16 protein-coding genes are annotated in these 21,366 nt (G+C 66.7%); 9 read left to right on the top strand and 7 right to left on the bottom strand.

The annotated features are described in order from the left end of the window. Window positions 1-77: 77 nt before the first annotated feature. Entirely contained in the window at window positions 78-1,094 is a 1,017-nt protein-coding gene (kdgT, locus tag CUJ91_RS09255; protein ID WP_053858142.1) for a 2-keto-3-deoxygluconate transporter, read from the top strand. Between the two features lie 104 nt (window positions 1,095-1,198). On the opposite strand, the gene CUJ91_RS09250 is transcribed toward kdgT, so the two are convergent. Next, the gene (locus CUJ91_RS09250) at window positions 1,199-1,732 is read right to left on the bottom strand and encodes a GNAT family N-acetyltransferase (RefSeq protein ID WP_114156709.1); all 534 of its coding nucleotides are present in this window, start codon (window positions 1,730-1,732) and stop codon (window positions 1,199-1,201) included. Window positions 1,733-1,839: 107 nt separating this feature from the next. Then, on the bottom strand, window positions 1,840-3,285 hold the full coding sequence (locus CUJ91_RS09245) for an NAD-dependent succinate-semialdehyde dehydrogenase (RefSeq protein ID WP_107707802.1): 1,446 nt from the start codon (window positions 3,283-3,285) through the stop codon (window positions 1,840-1,842). 306 nt (window positions 3,286-3,591) lie between these two features. Here CUJ91_RS09245 and CUJ91_RS09240 point away from each other — a divergent pair, with 306 nt between their 5' ends. Both CUJ91_RS09240 and CUJ91_RS09235 read left to right on the top strand, forming a co-directional pair. Next, window positions 3,592-3,795 carry a cold-shock protein gene (locus CUJ91_RS09240; protein WP_006052818.1) on the top strand — a complete coding sequence of 68 codons (204 nt, stop codon included), beginning with the start codon at window positions 3,592-3,594 and terminating at the stop codon, window positions 3,793-3,795. A gap of 529 nt (window positions 3,796-4,324) precedes the next feature. Further along, window positions 4,325-5,188 (top strand): ProQ/FinO family protein, encoded by an 864-nt coding sequence (locus CUJ91_RS09235; RefSeq protein ID WP_114156155.1) that lies wholly within the window; start codon window positions 4,325-4,327, stop codon window positions 5,186-5,188. 29 nt (window positions 5,189-5,217) lie between these two features. Here the strand turns inward: CUJ91_RS09235 and CUJ91_RS09230 are convergent, their stop codons facing one another. After that, complete coding sequence (locus CUJ91_RS09230) at window positions 5,218-6,558, bottom strand: TAXI family TRAP transporter solute-binding subunit (protein WP_006052816.1); 1,341 nt, start codon at window positions 6,556-6,558, stop codon at window positions 5,218-5,220. A 490-nt stretch (window positions 6,559-7,048) separates the two neighbouring features. Here CUJ91_RS09230 and CUJ91_RS09225 point away from each other — a divergent pair, with 490 nt between their 5' ends. Further along, the gene (locus tag CUJ91_RS09225) at window positions 7,049-7,795 is read left to right on the top strand and encodes a glucose 1-dehydrogenase (protein WP_006052815.1); all 747 of its coding nucleotides are present in this window, start codon (window positions 7,049-7,051) and stop codon (window positions 7,793-7,795) included. 84 nt (window positions 7,796-7,879) lie between these two features. On the opposite strand, the gene CUJ91_RS09220 is transcribed toward CUJ91_RS09225, so the two are convergent. Then, complete coding sequence (locus CUJ91_RS09220; protein ID WP_107707799.1) at window positions 7,880-8,749, bottom strand: LysR substrate-binding domain-containing protein; 870 nt, start codon at window positions 8,747-8,749, stop codon at window positions 7,880-7,882. Window positions 8,750-8,882: 133 nt separating this feature from the next. Here CUJ91_RS09220 and CUJ91_RS09215 point away from each other — a divergent pair, with 133 nt between their 5' ends. Together CUJ91_RS09215 and phnX are read left to right on the top strand one after the other, a co-directional pair. Continuing rightward, window positions 8,883-10,115, top strand: coding sequence for a 2-aminoethylphosphonate--pyruvate transaminase (locus CUJ91_RS09215; protein ID WP_114156154.1), 1,233 nt, complete (start codon window positions 8,883-8,885; stop codon window positions 10,113-10,115). A 40-nt stretch (window positions 10,116-10,155) separates the two neighbouring features. After that, window positions 10,156-10,959: a phosphonoacetaldehyde hydrolase gene (gene phnX, locus CUJ91_RS09210; RefSeq protein ID WP_114156153.1), complete on the top strand. Its 804-nt coding sequence runs from the start codon at window positions 10,156-10,158 to the stop codon at window positions 10,957-10,959. Window positions 10,960-10,985: 26 nt separating this feature from the next. On the opposite strand, the gene CUJ91_RS09205 is transcribed toward phnX, so the two are convergent. The 3 genes from CUJ91_RS09205 to CUJ91_RS09195 are packed head-to-tail and all read right to left on the bottom strand — an operon-like array spanning window position 10,986 to window position 16,317. Then, window positions 10,986-13,901: an Hsp70 family protein gene (locus CUJ91_RS09205; protein WP_208716118.1), complete on the bottom strand. Its 2,916-nt coding sequence runs from the start codon at window positions 13,899-13,901 to the stop codon at window positions 10,986-10,988. Then, window positions 13,898-15,757, bottom strand: a complete 1,860-nt coding sequence (locus CUJ91_RS09200) for an Hsp70 family protein (protein ID WP_114156152.1) — start codon at window positions 15,755-15,757, stop codon at window positions 13,898-13,900. Before CUJ91_RS09200 ends, CUJ91_RS09205 begins: the two co-directional genes overlap by 4 nt. Then, on the bottom strand, window positions 15,754-16,317 hold the full coding sequence (locus CUJ91_RS09195; RefSeq protein WP_006052809.1) for a DUF2760 domain-containing protein: 564 nt from the start codon (window positions 16,315-16,317) through the stop codon (window positions 15,754-15,756). The genes CUJ91_RS09200 and CUJ91_RS09195 overlap by 4 nt, the downstream gene beginning before the upstream one ends. Window positions 16,318-16,784: 467 nt before the next feature. Between CUJ91_RS09195 and deoC the strand changes: the two genes are divergently transcribed. From deoC to CUJ91_RS09180, 3 genes are all read left to right on the top strand, one after another. Beyond that, complete coding sequence (gene deoC, locus CUJ91_RS09190; protein ID WP_114156151.1) at window positions 16,785-17,792, top strand: deoxyribose-phosphate aldolase; 1,008 nt, start codon at window positions 16,785-16,787, stop codon at window positions 17,790-17,792. A gap of 14 nt (window positions 17,793-17,806) precedes the next feature. Continuing rightward, window positions 17,807-20,224 (top strand): aldehyde dehydrogenase family protein, encoded by a 2,418-nt coding sequence (locus tag CUJ91_RS09185; RefSeq protein ID WP_114156150.1) that lies wholly within the window; start codon window positions 17,807-17,809, stop codon window positions 20,222-20,224. A gap of 167 nt (window positions 20,225-20,391) precedes the next feature. Continuing rightward, window positions 20,392-21,360, top strand: coding sequence for a ribokinase (locus CUJ91_RS09180; protein WP_114156149.1), 969 nt, complete (start codon window positions 20,392-20,394; stop codon window positions 21,358-21,360). Window positions 21,361-21,366: the final 6 nt, after the last annotated feature.

Raw genomic sequence — 21,366 nt, 5'->3', positions numbered from 1 at the left:
GAGCAGCCGGCGTCAGACCGGTGCTTACCCAAGGTGGAGTTACCGGACAACTGGACGTCAAGTCCACGGAGGAGACAATGAAGCTCAAGAAGGCCATCGACCGCATTCCTGGCGGCCTGATGCTCGTGCCGCTGCTGCTCGGCGCCTGCGTTCATACGTTCGCGCCCGGCGCGGGCAAGTATTTCGGCTCGTTCACCAACGGCCTGATCGCCGGCACCGTGCCGATTCTCGCGGTCTGGTTTTTCTGCATGGGCGCGACGATCGACCTGCGCGCCACCGGCACTGTGCTGCGCAAGTCCGGCACGCTGCTCGTCACGAAGATGGTCGTCGCGTGGATCGCGACCCTCGTGGCATCGCATTTCATTCCCATCGACGGCATCAAGGCCGGGCTCTTCGCCGGGCTCTCGGTGCTCGCGATCACGACGTCGATGGACATGACCAACGGCGGTCTCTACGCCGCGGTGATGCAGCAGTACGGCACGAAAGAGGAGGCCGGCGCATTCGTGCTGATGTCGGTCGAATCGGGGCCGCTCGTCAGCATGATCATTCTCGGCGCGACGGGCGTCGCGTTCTTCGAGCCGCGGCTTTTCGTGGGCGCGGTGCTGCCGTTTCTGATCGGTTTCGCGCTCGGCAATATCGACAGCGATCTGCGCGAGTTCTTCGGCCGCTGCGTGCATCCGCTGATTCCGTTTTTCGGCTTCGCGCTCGGCAACGGCATCGACCTGAACGTGATCGCGAAGAGCGGCATGGCGGGCGTGCTGCTCGGCCTTGCGGTGATCGTCGTGACCGGCATTCCGCTGATTCTCGCGGACCGCTGGATCGCGGGCGGCAACGGCGCGGCGGGACTCGCGGCTTCGTCGACGGCGGGCGCGGCGGTGGCCAACCCGGCGATCATCGGCGAGATGATTCCGAGCTTCAAGCCGCTCGTGCCGGCCGCGACGGCGATGGTCGCGACCGCCTGCCTCGTGACCGCGATTCTGGTGCCGATGCTGACCGCGCTGTGGGTGCGCCGTCATCACGCGCGCGATACGTTGCGCGAGGAATTGCTGACGCCCGCGGCGACGCCGCTGAAGGAGAGCGACGTGCATGTGTGAGCGGGTGTGAGCATGCGCGCTGATGCTCGCTGACCGAGCGTAGAAACGCCGGGGCCGCTTTAACGCGGCCCCAGTTTCGTTTCGAGCATGGCCTTAACGTGCGCTCATTCGTCGTCGATGATGCTAAAGCGCACCGAGTTGCGCTTGCGGCCGTCCGGCATGATGCGCTCGTGGCGAACCACGCCTTCCTGCTTTGCGCCGATTCGCAGAATCGCCGCGCGCGACTTGTCGTTGAGCTCGTCGGTGGTGAACTGCACGCGCACGCATTGCATTGCTTCGAATGCATGACGCAGCAGCAGATATTTCGCCTCGGTATTGACGGCCGAACGCTGCGCCGATTCGCCGAGCCACGTGTGCCCGATTTCGAGCTTGCGATTCGCGTAGTCGATTTTCCAGAACCGCGTGCTGCCGACCACCGCACCCGTATCGCGGCGCACGATCACGAACGGCATGACTGTTCCCGCGTCACGTCCGGCGAGCGCCGCGTCGATATAACCGTCGATCGTGCCGGGCCCTGGCACGACAGTCAGCGTCAGATTCCACAATTGCCCATCGGCGGCGGCTTCGAGCAACGCTTGCGCGTGATCGCGTTGCAGTGGCCGCAGTTCGACCGTGTTGCCCGTCAGCGTGGGTTGCATGAGTTCACACAAAACGTTTGTCGATGAAATAAAAAAGTCCGCGAGCATCAACTCGCGGACTCTCTACAGCCAGCAACGATCAGCCGTTGCCCGCGTTACTGCATGCGTTACGACGACATCACCGTCACGGCCTTCGTGACCAGATACGCTTCCATCGCTTCCGGTCCGCCTTCCGAGCCGTAGCCCGAATCCTTCACGCCGCCGAACGGCATTTCCGGCGTCGGCGTGGCGGGCTGGTTGATCCACAGCATGCCGACTTCCAGTTGCTGCGACAGCAGATGCACATTCGCGAACGACTTCGTGAACGCGTAACCCGCGAGACCGAACGGCAGGCGGTTCGCTTCGGCGATCGCTTCCTCGAGCTTGTCGAAACCGCGGATCGCCGCGATCGGGCCGAACGGCTCGTTGTTGAACACGTCGGCTTCGAGCGACACGTTGGTGAGCACCGTCGGCGCGAAGAAGTTGCCTTCGGTGCCGACGCGCTCGCCGCCCGTTTCGATCTTCGCGCCGGTCTTGCGCGCGTCGTCGAGCACCTTGCTCATCGCCGTCAGGCGTCGCGCGTTGGCGAGCGGCCCGAGGGTCGTGCCGTCCGCGAGACCGTCGCCGAGTTTCAGGCCCTCGGCGTGCTTGACGAGCGCCGCGGCGAACTCTTCGCGGATGCTGTTGTGCACCAGAAAGCGTGTCGGCGAAATGCACACCTGGCCCGCGTTGCGGAACTTCGCGCCGCCGGCTGCCTTGACCGCGAGCGCGACGTCGGCGTCTTCAGCGACGATGACCGGCGCGTGGCCGCCGAGCTCCATCGTCGCGCGCTTCATGTGCGCGCCGGCCAGCGAGGCCAGTTGCTTGCCGACCGGCGTGGAGCCCGTGAACGTGACCTTGCGGATCACCGGATGCGGGATCAGGTAGTTCGAGATTTCGGCCGGATCGCCGAACACGAGGCCAACGGTGCCCGCCGGCACGCCCGCTTCGACGAACGCCTGCAACAGACCCGCCGGCGACGCCGGGGTTTCTTCCGGCGCCTTCACGAGGAACGAGCAGCCGCTCGCGAGCGCCGCGCTCAGCTTGCGCACGATCTGGTTGACCGGGAAATTCCACGGCGTGAAGGCGGCGACCGGGCCGATCGGTTCCTTCAGCACGAGTTGCTGCGCGGCGAGATTGCGCGACGGCACCACGCGGCCATAGAGGCGGCGGCCTTCGTCGGCGAACCATTCGATGATGTCCGCCGCGGCCAGCACTTCGACCTTCGCTTCGGCGAACGGCTTGCCCTGTTCCTGCGTCATGAGGCGGCCGATGTCGGACGCGCGCTCGCGCACCAGCGCGGCTGCCTTGCGCATCACCGCGGCGCGCTCGTGCGCGGGCACCTTGCGCCAGGCTTCGAAGCCGCGCTGAGCCGCTTCGAGCGCACGGTCGAGATCGGCGATGCCGGCGTGCGCCACCTTGCCGATGACCTGGCCGGTAGCGGGGTTCAATACGTCGAGAGTCTTGCCGCTCGCGGCATCGCACCACTCGCCGTTGATCAGAAGTCGGGTATCGGTATAGCTCGAAATTGCCATGCTGGTTCCTGTAAATGGGAAAACGACAGGCTGCGCTGCGCTCGCGTACAGAGCCGAACGCGCGTGGCCGAGAATGGACTGCCGATAAGGAAACATCTTATCTGATTGCGCTCAAACGTACCGGCGGCCGCTCCGCTCGCGGCGGGCGCGGCACGCATCTTGCGACCCCAGTTTCCGGACGGCCGCCGCGGCCTGTGCGTCGACGCCAGGCGCTAGTCATGGAAAGCCCGGGGAGAGCGCCGGCGCGTCAAGTGGCGTACAGTCGAGCGGCAGTCCCAGTCAACCAGATGCACATGAGGAATCGACATGCCTACCGGTACAGTAAAGTGGTTCAACGACGCAAAAGGCTTCGGCTTCATCACACCCGACGACGGAGGTGAAGACCTGTTCGCCCATTTCTCGGAGATTCGCTCCGAGGGTTTCAAATCGCTGCAGGAAAATCAGAAGGTCAGCTTCGAAGTGAAGCAGGGGCCGAAAGGAAAGCAGGCCGCGGACATCAAGCCTATCTAGCCGGCGATGCGGCTAGCGCCGCGCACACGTTCGCGATCGTTGCGCGGCGCTTTGCATGATGACGGCGAGCGCCGCGCTTGCTGCGATCGCCGAGATCGCCGCAGCGTCTGGCGTGGCTGTGAACGCCGCGCTCGAGCGTCGCCGGCTTCGGTGAGCGCGGCCCGTCGTGCGCCGATGCGGTTATCTTGGCCGCGCTTAGTGGGCGCGCTTAGTGGGCGCGCTTAGTGGCCGCGCTGAGCGGCCCGCTGAGTGGAAACTTGCCGGCAAGTTAATCAGCATCCCGAAACCTTCTGCAACCCTCGTGCGGGCGAAGCCGACGCAATGCCCGCGCGGACACCCGGTTCGCTCGCCGGGCGGGGAGCGAGCGTCCGAACGGTTATTGCACCTTGCATAATCCGCTGCGTTAGTGCCCAACGGCATCGCAAAGAGGCGCCCGCGCATGCTGGCAGCCCGCCCGGCGTTGCAATGCCGTCACTAATCTCTTACGGAGCGCTGCTACAATCTCCCCTTTCTTGATTGGTTGTGCGCTATGGGTTTCGAACAACTCGCTGAACTGAAGAAGCAACTGGCCGCGGCACGGGCCCAGGCTGCGCCGGCCGCGAAGGCTGACGGCAAATCCGGCGCGAGGCCCGAGGGCAAGCCGGATTCAAGGCGCGATGTCAGGAGCGATGGCAGGCCGGCTGCGAAATCCGCGAAGCCGGGCGCGGGCCCCGGTGCGGGCGCCCGACAGGGCGCGCGGCCTGCCGGCAAGCCGTCGCAGCCGTCACAATCGCGGCGCGGTCCCGGCGGGGGTCCCAATGCTGGCGCGCCGGCCGCGGACGCCAAGCCGGTCGATCCGGTGGTGAAGTCCATCGGCCGTCTGCAAAAGCGCTTCCCGAACGCGTTCCCGAAGAACCCGGCGCCGAAGCTGCCGCTGAAGGTCGGCATCTTCGAAGACCTCGTGGTGCATGCCAAGGAACTGTCGCTGAGCGAAGCCGAGTTGCGCGACGCGATCAAGACGTGGTGCCGCGGCAGCCGCTACTGGAAGTGTCTCGTGGAAGGCGCCGCGCGCGTCGACCTGACGGGCGCCGAGGCGGGCAAGGTCACGGCTCAGGAAGCGGCGGGCGCGCAGCGCCTGCAGGCGCATCGCGCGGCGAAGAGCGCGAAGAGTGCGGCGGCAGCGGCTGCGCCGGCTGCATCTGCTGCTTCCGCCGATGCTGTGGGTGCGCAGAACCAAGCGCCTGTGGATGCGCAAGCGTCACAGCAGGGTTCGCAAGAAGCGTCGCAAGCCACCCCGCAACAAGCCGAGCCCAACGAGCCGCAGTCCACCGCCGCCGATGCGCCGTCTGACGACAAACTCGCTGCGCAATCCGCCAACCTCTCCGAGACGGCTCCCGCCACTCGCGAAGCCTGAGCATCGGCCACCAATCACCCGGTGGCCGCTCAACGCACCGCCGCCCCCAGCCGGCCGCGCACGAAGCCGACGTGTTCGCGCAGCACATAGAACGCGTCGGCGTAAGCGAGCGGCATGCGCAGCCGATTCAACGATTCCTCGATCTGATCCAGTTCCGCGAAGAGCCGCTTGCGCTCTTCGTCGGTGGTTTGCGCGAGCGCGCCGCGCTCGATGGCGATCAGCGAACCGTAATAGCGATAGATGCGCGAACGTACACGCCAGCGATACAGCGCCGGAACCAGCCGCATCGCCGGAAAAAGCAGCACGGCGATCGGCAACAGCAGCACGAGCGTGCGGTCGCCGATGCTCGCGAGCCAGAACGGCAGCGTCCGGTATAGGAAGCTCTTGCCGGTGCGGTAGTAGCGCTGCGCGTCCTCGCTGATCTGATACTCGTGCGCGATCGGGCTCGGGAATTGTCCCGCGCGCTGCAGCAGGCCCGGCCTGCCGTGCACTTCCTGCGCCGCCTCGATCAGCAGATCGGAAATGGCCGGATGCAGATCGGTACGCGCGACAAGCTCGACGGTCGGGCTGATCAGATGCACGGTCTCGGGCGGAATCTTGTGCCGCAGATCCAGCACGCCAGGCGGCAGATCGATCTGATCCAGATACGGAAAAAGCCGCGTATAGGCGCTGGCTTCGTCGAAATTCATCACCGAAATGCCGGGCACGCGAAGCAGGCGCAGCATCAGCCCGCGGGTCGCGGAATCGCCGCTGAGAATCGCCGCATCGACCTCGCCCGCGACGAGCTGCGTGGCCGCTTGCAGACCGTCGCTCGGCACGAGCGTCGTATCGTCGCCGGACCCAATGCCGTTCGCGTCCAGCAGCTTCAGCGCGAGCAGGCGCGTGCCGCTGCCTTCGCGGCCCACGGCGATCCGCTTGCCTTCGAGCTGCGCCAGCTCCGTTACGCCGGTGCCGCGATAAAACACCACGATCGGCACATAAAAGACGCTGCCGAGCGACATCAGCGACGACGTATCCAGCCCGTCCGCCACGCCGCCTTGCACGAGCGCGAGGTCGACGTGCTGCTTCGGATCGAGCAGACGCTGAAGGTTCTGCACCGAGCCGTCCGATTCGAGTACGTTCAGTTTGATGCCGTTTTGCGCGAGAATTTTCTTGTACTGATCGGCGGCGGCGACAAACGAGCTATCTTGCGGACCGGCGCTGAGCGTGATCGTTTTCGGCGGCGCCGGATCGACGAGCCACACGATCAGCGTGACGACAAGCGCGACCGCCGCGGCGACGACGATATAGGGCAGCGTGTGATCGCGCCACTCGGCATGAAGCGATTCGCGAGGAAGCGGCGGAGGACGACGCGGACGTTGCGCTTTCATAGGCATGGCGTGCGGTAGCCGGGATCAGGGCATTGTCTACTGCGGCGGGCGGACTTGTCGTCGGAAGTTTGCTCTATTGTTGGTTGCCCTGTTGTTTGCCTGATTCGCGGCGCGCGTTGCAAAAGTCCTTTAATCGAAGGGCCATGCAATCGTTCTCAAGCAATGAGCAGCCCGAGCTGCCAAGGAGACGATCGTGTTGTCTGCTGCATTGGATACTTTAGGTGCATTGGCGGTGCTGCTGAGCATCGCTCTGCATATTCTCGTCTTCGGACGCAAGCGGTGAGCGCGACACATCGCCGGCCGACCGCATCTTTCCCATTGTTCGGCTGCCTTGACGTATCTATTCGCCTTGAGCCGCTTTATCCGCGTGGCCGTGGTGCTTACATTGTCACCAGTGTCAGCGCCGCAGCGTCCTGCTGAAGCAGCGTGAATGCCGCGATTTTCCGCGGCAGCACGCCGGCGCAAATCCAGTCAAAGGACGAACCAGATCATGAGTAAGCTCACAGGCAAGGTCGCAGTCGTAACGGGTGCATCGAAAGGTATCGGCGCGGCAATCGCAAAGGGATTGGCCGCGCAAGGCGCGTCGGTAGTCGTGAACTACGCGTCGAGCAAGGCCGGCGCGGACGAAGTGGTGGCCGCGATCACCGCCGCGGGCGGCAAGGCCATCGCCGTCGGCGGCGACGTATCGAAAGCCGCCGATGCGAAAGGCATTATCGACAGCGCCGTCGAAACCTACGGCCGCCTGGATATTCTCGTCAACAACTCGGGCGTGTACGAATTCGCGGCGATCGAGGACATCACCGAAGCGCACTTCCATAAGCACTTCAATGTGAACGTGCTCGGTCTGCTGCTGGTCACGCAGGCAGCGGTCAAGCATCTGGGCGAGGGCGCGAGCATCGTCAACGTGAGCTCGGTCGCGAGCCGCATCACGCCGCCGACGAGCGCAGTCTATTCGGCGACGAAGGGCGCGGTGGACAGCATCACGGGCGTGCTCGCGAAGGACCTCGCGCCGCGCAAGATTCGCGTGAACTCGGTGAATCCGGGCATGGTCGTGACGGAAGGCACGCATAGCGCGGGCATCATCGGTTCGGACCTGGAGCAGTGGGCGCTGAGCACGACGCCGCTTGGCCGCCTCGGCCAGCCGGACGACATCGCGGACGTCGTCACCTTCCTCGCATCCAACGACGCGCGCTGGATCACCGGCGAAAGCCTGATCGTCAGCGGCGGCGTGCGTTAAGAATATCCATTGAAGTAGCGGCAAAGCGGCGCCCTCGGGTGCCGCTTTTTTTGCGCGTCGCTTTTTGCCTCGCTTATTCCTCGCTTATTCCTCGCTCCCCGGCAAGCGGACGGCAAAGAGCGCATCGAGCAGATTCGACCCCGGCCGTCCGGCGAGCCGCGTGAGCGATTCGGTCATCCGTACCTGACAATCGTCGAGCGGAATCATTCTGATACGCCGCGACGGGTTGAATTCCGCGCGCGCGATCACGCCGACGCCCATGCCTTGCGCGACGGCTTCCTCGAGCGCCTCGCGGCCGTCGACATACATGACCGGCTCGACTTGCAGCGACTCGCGCACCAGTTCGATCTCCAGCAATTGCTGCGTGACCGATTGCGGTTCGCGAAAAATCATCGGCTGCTGCACGAGTTCCCCGTAACTCAGCTTGCGTTTCTTCGCGACGGGATAGCGCACCGGCACCATCGCGACCAGCGGGTCGCGCCGCAATACGCGCGATTCGAGCCGGCTGTGAACCTGCGGCGCGGCGGTAATGGCGGCGTCGACGGCGCTCGACAGCACGCGCTGCATGCAGTCCGCCGCATTGGCGATGGACAGCGTCACCACGATCCCCGGATGCAGCTTGCGAAACGCGCGGATCAGCGCGACCGCGAGATCGGGCGCGTCCGCCGCGAGCGACAGCGACCCCGACTCCAGGCCGCCCGCCGATTCGAGCAACTGCCGCGCGTCGCGCTCGCAACCGAGCATCTGCCGCGTCACGCTGAAAAGCCGTAGCCCGAGTTCGGTGGTCTCGACGCCGCGCGGCCCGCGCTCGAACAGCTTCACGCCGTAATCCTGCTCGAGCCGCCGCACGTGATCCGACACCGCCGGTTGCGAGAGCGACAACGCCTCGGCGGCCCGCGAAAAGCCGCCATGTTCCGCGACCGCATGAAACGCCCGCAATTGCGCGTATTGCACCTGAGCCTCCGTCGCAGCGAAACTCGCCAGCTATAAGTATTTACGATGAGCGCATCGATTATATCGATTTTACCGATGCACCACGTTTCGGTACTGTAGGCGCTATCTCAACCAGCCAGACCGGAGATTGGGCATGCAAAACGCGACTGGCAATTCCCCGGCGACAGCGCAAGAAAGCGCAAGCTGCGCCCCGCCGGCTCAAGGCGAGCCTTATCTGTTGACGCCGGGCCCGCTGACCACCGCCTTCTCGACCAAGCAGGCGATGCTGCGCGACTGGGGTTCGTGGGACGGCGATTTTCGCGCGATGACGGCGCAACTGCGCCGCAGCCTGCTCGACATCGCAGGTGACGCAAGCGACGATGCCGGCGAATACGATTGCGTGCCGTTGCAAGGCAGCGGCAGCTATTGCGTCGAAGCGATGCTGGGCAGTCTGATTCCGCGCGACGGCAATGCGCTCGTGCTTGCGAACGGCGCCTACGGCAAACGCATCGCGACGACGCTGCGCTATCTCGGCCGCGCGCATACCGTGCTCGACAAGGGCGATTACTTGCCGCCGCGCGCGACGGAAGTCGAACGCATGCTCGATGCCGAGCCGGCCATCACGCATGTCGTCGCCGTGCATTGCGAAACGAGCTCGGGCATTCTCAATCCGATCGAAGAGATTGCGGCGGTCACGGCGGCGAAAGGCCGCAAGCTGCTGATCGACTCGATGAGCGCATTCGGCGCGGTGCCGCTCGACGTGCGCAAGATCGCGTGCGAAGCGTTCGTCTCGTCGGCGAACAAGTGTATTGAGGGCGTGCCCGGCTTCGGCTTCGTGATTGCGAAGAAGAGCGCGCTGCACGACGCGCGCGGGCGCAGCCATTCGCTCGCGCTCGACGTGCACGATCAATGGGACGTGATGAACCGCACCGGCCAGTGGCGCTTTACGCCGCCAACGCACACGGTCGCCGCGTTTATCGAGGCGCTGCGGCTTCACAAGCTCGAAGGCGGGCAGCCCGCTCGCCTCGCGCGTTACGCGAACAATCGCGACGTGCTGGTCGCGGGCATGCAGGAACTCGGCTTCGAGCCGCTCCTGAATGCGCGCTGGCGTTCGCCGATCATCGTGACGTTTTTCTCGCCGGCGCATCCGGCGTTCAGCTTTGAGCAGTTTTACGAACTAATGAAGCAACAGGGTTTCATCATTTATCCGGGCAAGCTGACGGTGGTGGAGAGTTTCCGCATCGGCTGCATCGGCCAGGTGGACGCGCAGGTGATGCGCCGCGTCGTGCAAGCGTGCGCGAGCGCGCTGCGGACGATGGGCGTCGATCACGCCGCGCCGCCGGCCGCGGCCATCGAAGAACGCAAGCTGCTGGCGGAGCTTGCATGAGCGATAGCAGACAACATCGAATGGAAGCGAACGAAACACGATGAAGCACGTCAAGGCGGTGATTTTCGACTGGGCCGGCACGGTGGTCGATTATGGTTCTCTTGCGCCGATGGGCGCGTTTGTCGAAACCTTCGAGCAGTTCGGCGTGCCGATCACGATCGACGAAGCGCGCGGACCGATGGGCATGGCCAAGCGCCCGCATATCGCGGCGCTGATGGCGCTGCCGCGCGTCGCGCGCACGTGGGCCGACAGGTATGGCCACGCGCCGGGCGACGCCGACATCGACGCCGTGTACGACGTGTTCGTGCCGAAGAATATCGCGGTGGCCGCGAGCTACAGTTCGGTGATTCCGGGCGTCGCCGAAGTGACGAGCGCGCTGCGCGGCGACGACATCCGCATCGGCACGACGACGGGCTACACGCGCGAGATCATGGCCGAGATCGTGCCGGGCGCGGCGGCCCAGGGTTTCTCGCCGGACAGCATCGTGTGCACGGGCGATACGCCCGAAGGGCGGCCGTCGCCGTACATGATCTACAAGACGCTGCCGGAACTGGGCGTGTGGCGCGCGAAAGACGCGATCAAGGTCGACGATACGGAAGTCGGCATCGAGGAAGGCATTAACGGCGGCACGTGGGCGGTGGGTGTCGCCGTCAGCGGCAATGCGTTCGGTATGGCGGAGGACGACGTCAAGGCGCTCGCGCCCGACGACTTCGCGCGGCGCCGCGCGGCCGCCATCGACAGATTGCGGGCCGCGGGCGCGCATTATGTGATCGACAGCGTCGCGGATCTGATGCCGGTGGTCCGCGATATCGACGCGCGGCTCGCGCGGGGCGAGCGGCCTTGAGGGGCGTGTTGGGCGCCGGTCCCAACTTAGTCGGAAATCAGCTTCAACCCCGCGGGCAAGGACTCGCCGAACACGCGGCCTTCGTCCGCGTTATCCAGTTCGACGACCTCGCCGACCATCGCGATCCACGCGCGCGGCGCGCTGGCCGCCTCCAACCTGCGAATCACGGCGTCGCGCAACTCGTGCGGCAGATCGCGCGAGCGGTCGCCGGTCATGCGCGCGATCTGCACGGCGGCGAACGCGGCCGGGTCGATCTTCTTCCAGTCGAGCGCGAGAATCGCGTCGAGCCATCCACTCGCGACATCGGCCGGCACGACGTTGTGCGCGCTGCCATAGAACGGCCGGCGCGCGCCGATCCGCCCGACGGCCCACCAGCTCTGATGATTCTCCGAAGGCTTGCGCAAGCGCGCGAGCACCGACTCGCCGAGTTCGATCTTGCGCTCCACCGGAATGCGTTCCAGCGACGCGCTCAGCCGAACCATATCGGCGATACCCGTTTTCGCGACGTCGAACGGCAGCTTGTGACGCGACTGCGCGGCCGTTTGCAGATAGGTCATTGCATCGAGCACGCGCAGTTGCGCGGTTTCGTCGAGGCCGCCCGCGGCGCGCCGCCACAGCGTCCACCATTCGGACCAGACCTGGCTTTCCTGGACGTACTGAATACCGTCGTCGAAGAGCGACCACAGTTGTTCGACGCGCCATTCGTCGAGCGGATAACCAAAGCCTGGCCGCACGCAATAGCCGGCGAGGTTCAGCCAGAGCCGCTCATGATCCGCCGAGCGGCGCCGCCTGCGCGCGCGTTCCCACAGCGCGCCGAACAGTTCGCGTAGCAGCGCGCTGTTCCAGCTCTCGCGCGGGCCGAGCAGTTGTTCGAGCTGCGCGCGCAGACGTTTGACTTCCTTTTTATCGACGTCTTGCGAGCGCGAACCGAACGAGCGGTCGATCTGCGTGATGGCTTCGTCGAGCCGCGGATGCCGCGCCGCGGCGGCATCGTCCGCGAGGTTGACCTGCGCATGCTCACGACGCAACTGGAACTCGAGCAACCAACGCTCGGCGGGATTGTCGCGGTCGATGCAGTGGACTTCGAGCGTGCCGACTTCGGTCAGCGAAGTCGCGATGCGCACGGCTCGCTCGCGGGCGCTGCCCGCGCCCTGCGGCGGGACGATGGTGGCGATGGGCGGCAGGCGCACGAAGTCGCCGCCCGCGAGGTCCGCCAGTTCGCCTGGTGCATACACGGTGTCCGCGCTCGACGACACCAGGTGAAAGCGCACCGGATGCCCGAGCCGCAGCGCGAACGTGCGATCGGCGATGAGGATTTCGTGGCCTTCCTCGGTGCCGCGCGGCAGGAGGCAGATGCCGCGTTGGGTGGTTTGCTCGGGCTGTGCGGGTTGCGAACGCTGCCGTTCCTCGCGCGCGTCGGCGGGTTCGTCCAATACGAGAAAATAGCTGCGTGGCGAACCGCCGCCGATTTTCGGCGCGCCGCCCGCGCGTGCGAGGCTGTAGGCAACAGCGCCGCGCGCCACGGCGACGTCCGGATTGTCGTTCTCCAGCACATGCAGCGGTTCGCCGCGCCACGCGCCCAATGTGTCGGCGAGGCGCTGCGTCAACGCCTGCGCGCGGAACACGCCGCCGTTGAGCAGCAGCGTATCGGGGACGGGGAGTGGGGCGGATTCATCTTTGTCCCGCCCCAACGCCTTGCGCGACTGCGCCTCGAAGCGGCCCAGAAAAGCGGCGATATGGCGTGTGACGGCGGCATCGGTTGCATACGGCAGACCGAACTCGACGATCGCGCCGCGCGGCCGGCCCGGCCGTTCGTGTGCAGCCACCGCCGGAAAGAATCCATCGACGATCACACGCTCCACCTCGTCGCGCGTGACCTGCGCGGTGCGCGCGCCGCCGACGAGCTTCGCGCCCGCGCCGAGCAGCGTGATCGACGCGGAGTCGGGCGCTTGCGGCCCGAGCAGCAACTCCTTCGCACCGCGGCAGCGCTCGACCAGTTGCGACAGGCTCGCCGCCGACAAACGCGCGCGCTCGCCGCCGCCAGGCAGCCGCGCTTCGACGAGATGCGCGAGCGCGAGGTCCATGTTGTCGCCGCCGAGCATCAGATGATTGCCGACGCCGATACGCGTGAGTTGCGGCTCGCCGTCGGCCATGCTTACTTCGATCAGCGTCAGGTCGGTGGTGCCGCCGCCGACGTCGCAGATCAGCACGAGACGCGTGTGCGCCAGTTCGTCGGCAAGCCGCTCGCGATGATGGAACAGCCAGTCGTAGAACGCCGCCTGCGGTTCCTCCAGCAGCCGCAACGACGGCAGCCCGGCCATGCGCGCCGCTTCGACGGTCAGCGCCCGCGCGCCTTCGTCGAACGAGGCGGGGACCGTGAGCACCACGTCCTGCTGTTCGAGCGGCGCGTCGGGAAAGCGCTGATTCCACGCCGCGCGCGCGTGCGCGAGATAGCTCGCGCTGGCTTCGACGGGCGAGACCTTGTGGACATCGTCGGCGGCGCCCCACGGCAGGATCGGCGCGACGCGATCGACGGCGGCATGCGAGAGCCAGCTTTTCGCGCTGGCGACGAGGCGTCCGGGAACCTGCGCGCCGAGCACGCGCGCAAGCCGGCCGATGACGACAGGCGGCGCGTCCTGATCGTCGGTGGAAGGCGCCGCGGCTCGCGCCGCGCTTTCGCCCGAGACCGAGACGCTTGCCCCGACCGCCTGCACCCCGCGTCCCGAGGTCCACGGCAACTGCAAATCCCCCGCATCCAGCTCGCCCGGCGCGGCGTGATACCGCACCGAAGGCAGTAGCGGCCGCGCCGCAACCTCGCCCGGACTAACAAGCTGTTCGATCTCGAAGACGCGAATCTCCTGCGACCCGGCCTGCGCATACGCAAGCACCGTGTTGCTCGTGCCGAGGTCGATGCCGACGCTGTACCGCTTCATCTCAGTCATGCATTCGCGTTGCCGCGCACGTCGAATTCGACTTTCCAGCGCTCGTCCGCTCCGCGCGGCACGGCTTCGAGTTCAAGCGTGCCCGCTTCGGTCACGCGCGCGTGCAGCTTCACGGGCACGACCTCGCCGGACGTGCGGCCGGAGGCGGGCAGCGTCGCCTGAATCTCTTCGAGTTCCTGCAACTCATCGGGGCCCCAGAAGTCGAGCAGCGTGCCGACCTGATCCTGACGACGCACCGACGACCCGAAGAAACGGAAATGCACCGGCTCGCCGACGACAAGCCCAAACTCCTGCGCCGGTAACTCGGCCTCGGTGCCTTCTTCCATGCCGAACGGCGCGACGCACAGCGCCTGGATGGGCGGCTCGAGGCCAGGCACGGCGGGCATCGCCGATTCGATCGCGATGTAGTACGCCCGCGCCGTGCCGCCACGAATCCGCACGCCTTGGCCGCGCCGCACGTAGCCGTAGTACGCCGCGCCACGGGCGACGGCCAGATCGAGATCGGCGCCTTCCAGCAGGCGCGCGGGCGCTGCGCCTTCCGCGGCGAGCCAGCCGTTCAGCGTGCTCATGATCCGCTCGACGAGCAGCGTCGACTTGAACACGCCGCCGTTGAACAGCACCGCCGTCGGATGCAGGAAGCTCGCGCCTTGCGCCGACGCGTCGGCAGCCGTCTCGCGCAAGCCTTCCAGTTCCGCGAGCGCGCCGACCTGACGGCCGAGAAACGCCGCCAGATGCCGCGTAATGCCCGCGTCCTGCGCATACGGCAAGCCGAGTTGCGTGAGGCCGGCGCGCGTGCGGCTCACCGGCCGCGCGGCGCTCTCCACCTGCGGGAAAAAGCCGTCGAGAATCGTCTGCGTCAACTCCGCGCGCGTGAGTTCCGTGCGGATCGATCCGCCGATCAGCTTCGAGCCGCGGCTCGGCACGACGAGCGGCACGGTGTCGGTGGTCGGGTCGCTTAGCAGCGTTTCCTTCGCCGAGCGGCACGCATAGGTGAGGGCGCGCAACTGCCACGCGTCGGCCTGCGTGCCTTGCGCCGCGAGCTTGCGCGCGACCACGTGCGCGAGCGCGAGGTCCATGTTGTCGCCGCCGAGCAGAATGTGTTCGCCGACCGCCACGCGATGCAGTTCCAGATTGCCTTGGCGCTCGACCACCGCGATCAGCGAGAGGTCGGTCGTGCCGCCGCCGACATCGACCACGAGAATGATGTCGCCGACCTTGACCTGCTTGCGCCACTGGCCGCCGCTCTTCTGAATCCAGCTATAGAGCGCGGCCTGCGGTTCCTCGAGCAGCGTCATGCGGCCATAGCCTGCGGCTTGCGCGGCTTCGGCGGTCAGTTCGCGCGCGGCCGGATCGAACGATGCGGGAATCGTCACCGTGATGTCCTGCTCGTGAAACGGCGCGTCCGGATGCGCGTGATCCCACGCTTCGCGCAAATGCGTCAGATAGCGGACCGAACTTTCGAGTGGCGACACGCGCGCGACTTCGGGCGGCGCATCGCTCGGCAGAATCGCCGCGCGCCGGTCGACGCCCGGATGGCACAGCCAGCTTTTCGCGCTCGAGACGAGCCGGATCGGCGTCGCCGCGCCGCGGCTGCGCGCGAATTCACCGACCGCGAACTGGCGCTCGCCCGTCCACGGCAGATGCAGGTCGCCGGAACCGAGTTCGTCGGGATGCGGCAGATACAGGAACGAGGGCAGCAGATCGAGATCGGCAATTGCGCCGGGGCCGGTCAATTGCGCGATGGGCAGCACGGCCAGCGTGGTCTTTTCGCCGTCGCTTGCGCTGGTGTCGACGTAGGAGAGCGCGCAGTGCGTGGTGCCCAGATCGATGCCGATGGAATAACGCGCGCCGCTCATAGCTCCACCTCGGCCGGCGCGATGACCTTCGCGTTATGGCTTTCCGCGAGCTTCGGCAGACGCACGTCGTCGACGCGCCAGCCGCGGTGGCTGATGCTGCCGACAAACGGCGCGCGGCCGACCACGTTGCCCGTCAGACGGATCGCGCTCGCGTCGAAACCTTCCTGAAGCGTGACGCGGCTGCCTTCCGCCTCGTCGCGCACCGGGCGGATCGTGAAGTGCTCGCGCAGCGTCGCGCGGCAGCCTTCGTGCACGAGGCGCGCGGCGGCGCCGATGTCGGCGTCGCTGAAACGCTTGATGTCTTCCTCGACGAAATCGATGAAGCGCGCGTCGCGTTGCAAGAGGCCGAGCAGTTGCAGCGCGGCGTCGGGGCTGGCTTCCTTGAGCGTCGGCGCGGCCTTGGGGGCCGGCGAGGGCGCCTGGGTTTGCGCTTGCGCAGCCGCGCCGCCGTCGCGCACGCGCAGCACCGCGGCGGCGAATTCGCCATCGCCGAGAATGCGGAAAAACGCGCTGACGGCCAGCGAAATCCTGCCGAGGAAGGATGGGTTCGAATCGGTCATAAATGCTCCTGAGAGGCTCTGTTAGAGGACGAGCTGTCCTGTGTCCGGGAGTGGGCGCGGCGGGCGAAACGGCCCACGGCGCCCTGTGGCGATGCACGTATCGCGGAAAGCCTGCGACGCAGCGAGCGGTGCGCTTCGCTTGGCGCGACCGGCGCAATCCGCGCGCGCAAAACCCGTATTTTGCCTTGTGACGCGCCGGCTGCGGGCAAACCCGCACGTTCTCGCGTGAGAAGGCAGCCAGATTGGCGGCTTGGGAGGGGGCAGCCCAACAACCTCGCAACCTCGTTTGTGACATCTACATCACGTTCAAGCGCCTCGCCTCACATGCAAACACCGCAGCAACAGCGTTCGCCGCCCGCAATGTGAGGATTTACCCGTACTGCGTGTGACAATCCTATCAAACGGAGTAACATAGCCCCGTCATTCGCCGGCTCGCCGTCGTGCCGCATTCCAACCCCGGACGCCTCATGCCTGATTCTTCTCCGTCGTCATCGGTCGTCGCGCTGCGCGGCGGGCCGCTCGTTCATCCGGTACGCAATCCGGGCATGCCGTTCGACGCTTCGTGGCTCGACGGTTTGCGCGTCAACCAGTCGGCGGTCGAACGGCGCTCGGCCACGCTCGTCACGCGCCGCAGCGTCAAGAAAGACGCGCAGGCCGCCTGGCTGCTCAAAGCGGTCACCTGCATCGACCTCACCACGCTCAGCGGCGACGACACCGAAGGCCGCGTGCGGCGCCTGTGCGCGAAGGCGCGCCAGCCGGTGCGCGCCGATATTCTCGACGCGCTCGGCATGGCGCCGCAGCGCATCACGACTGGCGCGGTATGCGTCTATCACCGCTTCGTCGCCGCCGCCGTGGATGCGCTAGAAGGCAGCGGCGTGCCCGTCGCGGCGGTGTCGACCGGCTTTCCGGCCGGACTGATTCCGCATCCGCTGAAGCTGAAGGAGATCGAGGCGTCGGTCGCCGACGGCGCCGCGGAAATCGACATCGTCGTCACGCGCGAATACGTGCTGACCGGCAACTGGCAGGCGCTTTACGACGAAGTGCGCGAGTTTCGCGCGGCCTGCGGCCCCGCGCATCTGAAGGCGATTCTCGCGACCGGCGACATCCGCACGCTGTCGAACGTGGCGCGCGCGTCGATGGTCTGCATGATGGCCGGCGCCGACTTCATCAAGACGTCGACGGGCAAGGAAGGCGTGAACGCGACGCTCGACGTGTCGCTCGTCATGGCGCGCATGATCCGCGAATACCACGAGCGCACCGGCGTGCTCATCGGCTTCAAGCCGGCAGGCGGCGTGTCGAGCGCGAAGTCGGTGCTGGCGTATCAGATCCTGATGAAGGAAGAACTGGGCCGCGCGTGGCTCGAACCGGAGCTGTTGCGCATCGGCGCATCGAGCCTGCTCGCCGACATCGAGCGGCAACTCGAACATCACGTGAGCGGCCGTTATTCCGCTTTCAACCGTCACCCCGTAGCCTGAAGCAGACCCAACCCATGAGCGTAGCGGAGTATTTTTCTTCGATGGAATACGGCCCCTCGTCCGAGGGCGACCAGCCCGCGCGCGCCTGGCTCGCGCAACATGACGCGCGCTTCGGGCATTTCATCAACGGCGCGTGGCACGCGCCCGCAAGCGGCGCGCATTTTGTGTCGCACGCGCCGGCAAGCGGCGAGCGCCTTGCCGAAGTCGCCCAAGGCGATGCAGCCGACGTCGACGCCGCGGTAGCCGCCGCGCGCGCCGCGCAACCCGGCTGGCTCGCGGCGGGCGGCGCGGCACGCGCGCGGCATCTGTATGCGCTCTCGCGCATGGTGCAGCGGCACAGCCGGCTCTTCGCGGTGCTCGAAGCGCTCGACAACGGCAAGCCGATTCGCGAGACGCGCGACATCGACGTGCCGCTCGTCGCGCGTCATTTTCTGCATCACGCCGGCTGGGCGCAGTTGCAGGACAGCGAGTTCGCCGATCATGCGCCGCTCGGCGTGATCGGCCAGATCGTGCCGTGGAATTTCCCGCTGCTGATGCTCGCGTGGAAAATCGCGCCGGCTATCGCAACGGGCAATTGCGTCGTGCTGAAGCCGGCCGAATACACGCCGCTCACCGCGCTCCTGTTCGCGGAGCTCGCGCATCGCGCCGGCCTGCCCGCGGGCGTGCTCAATGTCGTGACCGGCGACGGCGCGACGGGCGCGGCGCTCGTCGAGCACCCGCAAGTGGACAAGCTCGCGTTCACCGGCTCGACGGAAGTGGGCAAGCTGATCCGCTCGGTCACGGCGGGCTCGGGCAAATCGCTGACGCTTGAGTTGGGCGGCAAGTCGCCCTTCATCGTATTCGACGACGCGGACCTCGACGCTGCCGTCGAAGGCGTGGTCGACGCGATCTGGTTCAACCAGGGCCAGGTGTGTTGCGCGGGTTCGCGCCTGCTGGTGCAGGAGGGCGTCGAAGCGCGCTTCATCGCGAAGCTCAAGCGTCGCATGGAGTCGCTGCGCGTCGGAACGTCGCTCGACAAGAATGCCGACGTCGGCGCGATCGTCGATCCGGTGCAGCTCGAGCGGATTCGCTCGCTCGTCGAAAGCGGGCGGCGCGAGGGCTGCGCGATCTGGCAGGCGAGCAATACGACGCTGCCTGCCAACGGCTGCTTTTATCCGCCGACGCTCGTCACGAACGTTGCGCCCGCATCGACTCTGGCTCAGGAGGAAATCTTCGGCCCGGTGCTCGTGTCGATGAGCTTTCGCACGCCGGAAGAAGCCGTCGCGCTCGCCAACAATTCGCGCTATGGACTCGCTGCGAGCGTGTGGAGCGAGACCATCGGCCGCGCGCTCGATGTCGCGCCGCGGCTCGCGGCGGGCGTCGTGTGGATCAACGCGACGAACCTGTTCGACGCGGCGGTCGGCTTCGGCGGCTATCGCGAGTCGGGCTTTGGACGCGAGGGCGGACGTGAGGGCATTTACGAATATCTGAAACCGCGCGCGTGGCTCAATCTTCCGAAGCGCCGGCCGCTGGGCGCGACGCAAGAGGACAGCGGCCGCGTACAGATGCTGGCTGCCGAGCAGGACACCGCGAACACCGCGAACATCGTATCGATCGACCGCACGGCGAAGCTCTTTATCGGCGGCAAGCAGGTGCGCCCGGACAGCGGCTATTCGCTGACGATTCACGCGCCGGACGGAACGCCGGTCGGCGAGGTGAGCGAAGGCAATCGCAAGGACATACGCAACGCGGTCGAAGCGGCGCGCGCGGCGCACAAGTGGTCGCAGGCGAGCACGCATAACCGCGCGCAGGTGCTGTTCTATCTCGCCGAGAATCTCGCGGTGCGCGCCGACGAATTCGCGCATCGGCTGGTGTTGCGGCATGGCGTGACGGCTGACGCGGCGCGTGCGGAAGTGGAGGCGTCGGTCACCCGCCTTTTCACGTACGCGGCGTGGGCCGACAAGTTCGACGGCGCGGTGCACACGCCGCCGTTGCGCGGTGTCGCGCTTGCGATGCACGAGCCGCTCGGCGTGATCGGCATTGCGTGTCCGGACGAAGCGCCGTTGCTGGCTTTCGTTTCGCTGATCGCGCCGGCGCTCGCAATGGGTAATCGCGTGGTCGTGCTGCCGGGCGAGGCTGGTTCGCTGGCCGCGACGGACTTCTATCAGGTCGTCGAGACGTCCGACGTGCCCGGCGGCGTGGTGAACATCGTCACAGGCAAACGCGCGGCGCTGCTGCCGGCGCTCGCGAGCCACGACGACGTCGACGCGGTCTGGTGCTTCGGCAACGCGGCGGATTCGGCGCTGATCGAGCGCGCATCGGTCGGCAATCTGAAGCGCACCTTCACCGACTACGGCCACCAGTTCAACTGGTTCGACCGTGCGAGCGAGGGCAGGCCGTTTCTGCGCCAGGCCGTGCAGGTGAAGAACATCTGGATACCGTACGGAGATTGACCGCACAGCAGCACACGCAACGCAAGCAGCGCAGAGCATGCGCGTCGATCACAAAATGAAGGAGACAACGTGCCGAACATTCTGGACTTCCTGCTGTTGGCGAACGCTGCGCCATCGCACGCGGCGCGCCGCATGACGAAGCACGCGGCGCACGAAGGGCTGCCGTCATGAGCGCGCAGCAAGCGAGCGGACGCGTCGTCATTCTCGGCATCTACGTGACCGATCTGACGTTTCGTGCGGCGCGCATGCCTTCCATCGGCGAGACGATTGCGGGCTCCGCGTTCGCGATGGGCCCTGGCGGCAAGGGCTCGAACCAGGCCGTGGCGGCGGCGCGCGCGGGCGCGCAGGTCGTGTTCTGCACGCGCATCGGCGACGATGCGTTCGGCTCCATCGCACAGGCCACCTGGGCGCGCGAGGGCATCACGGCGCGCGCGTCGGTGGTGCCCGGCGTGGCGACGGGCGCGGCGCACATCTTCGTCGACGACACCACGGGCATGAACGCGATCATCGTCGCGGCCGGCGCGGCGGGCACGCTCGGCGCAGCCGACGTCGATGCGATAGAAGCCGACATTGCCGGTGCGCGCGTGTTCGTCACGCAGCTCGAGCAGCCGCTCGCGGCCGCGCGGCGCGGACTCCAAGTGGCGCGTAAGCATGGCGTCATCACGGTCTTCAATCCCGCACCGGCCATGCCGCTTGACGACGACATCTTCCCGCTGTGCGACTACATCACGCCGAACGAAAGCGAGGCGGCCGCGCTCACCGGCGTGCCGATCGCGAATGTCGACGATGCGCGGCGCGCGGCCGACGTGCTGCTCGCAAAAGGCGTGGGCGCCGCGATCGTGACGCTCGGCGAAGGCGGCGCGTTGCTGCACGACGCCACGCAATCGGTGTGGCTGCCCGCGTTCCGCTGCGGTACGGTAGTGGAAACGGCGGGCGCGGGCGACGGCTTCACGGGCGGCTTCGCGGCTGCGCTTGCGCGCGGCGAAGACCCAATTGCGGCGATGCGCTTCGGCTGCGCGCTCGCGGGCATCTCGGTCACGCGCGCAGGCACCGCGCCCTCGATGCCCACGCTTGCCGAAGTGAACCAGGTGTTGAGCGAGTACAGCGAGTCGGGCCAGACCGCGCAGGTGTCGTAACTCATC

Source organism: Paraburkholderia graminis (assembly GCF_003330785.1).
In the GTDB taxonomy this organism is placed as follows: Bacteria; Pseudomonadota; Gammaproteobacteria; order Burkholderiales; family Burkholderiaceae; genus Paraburkholderia; species Paraburkholderia graminis.
This window is presented reverse-complemented; position numbering and strand designations above follow the sequence as displayed.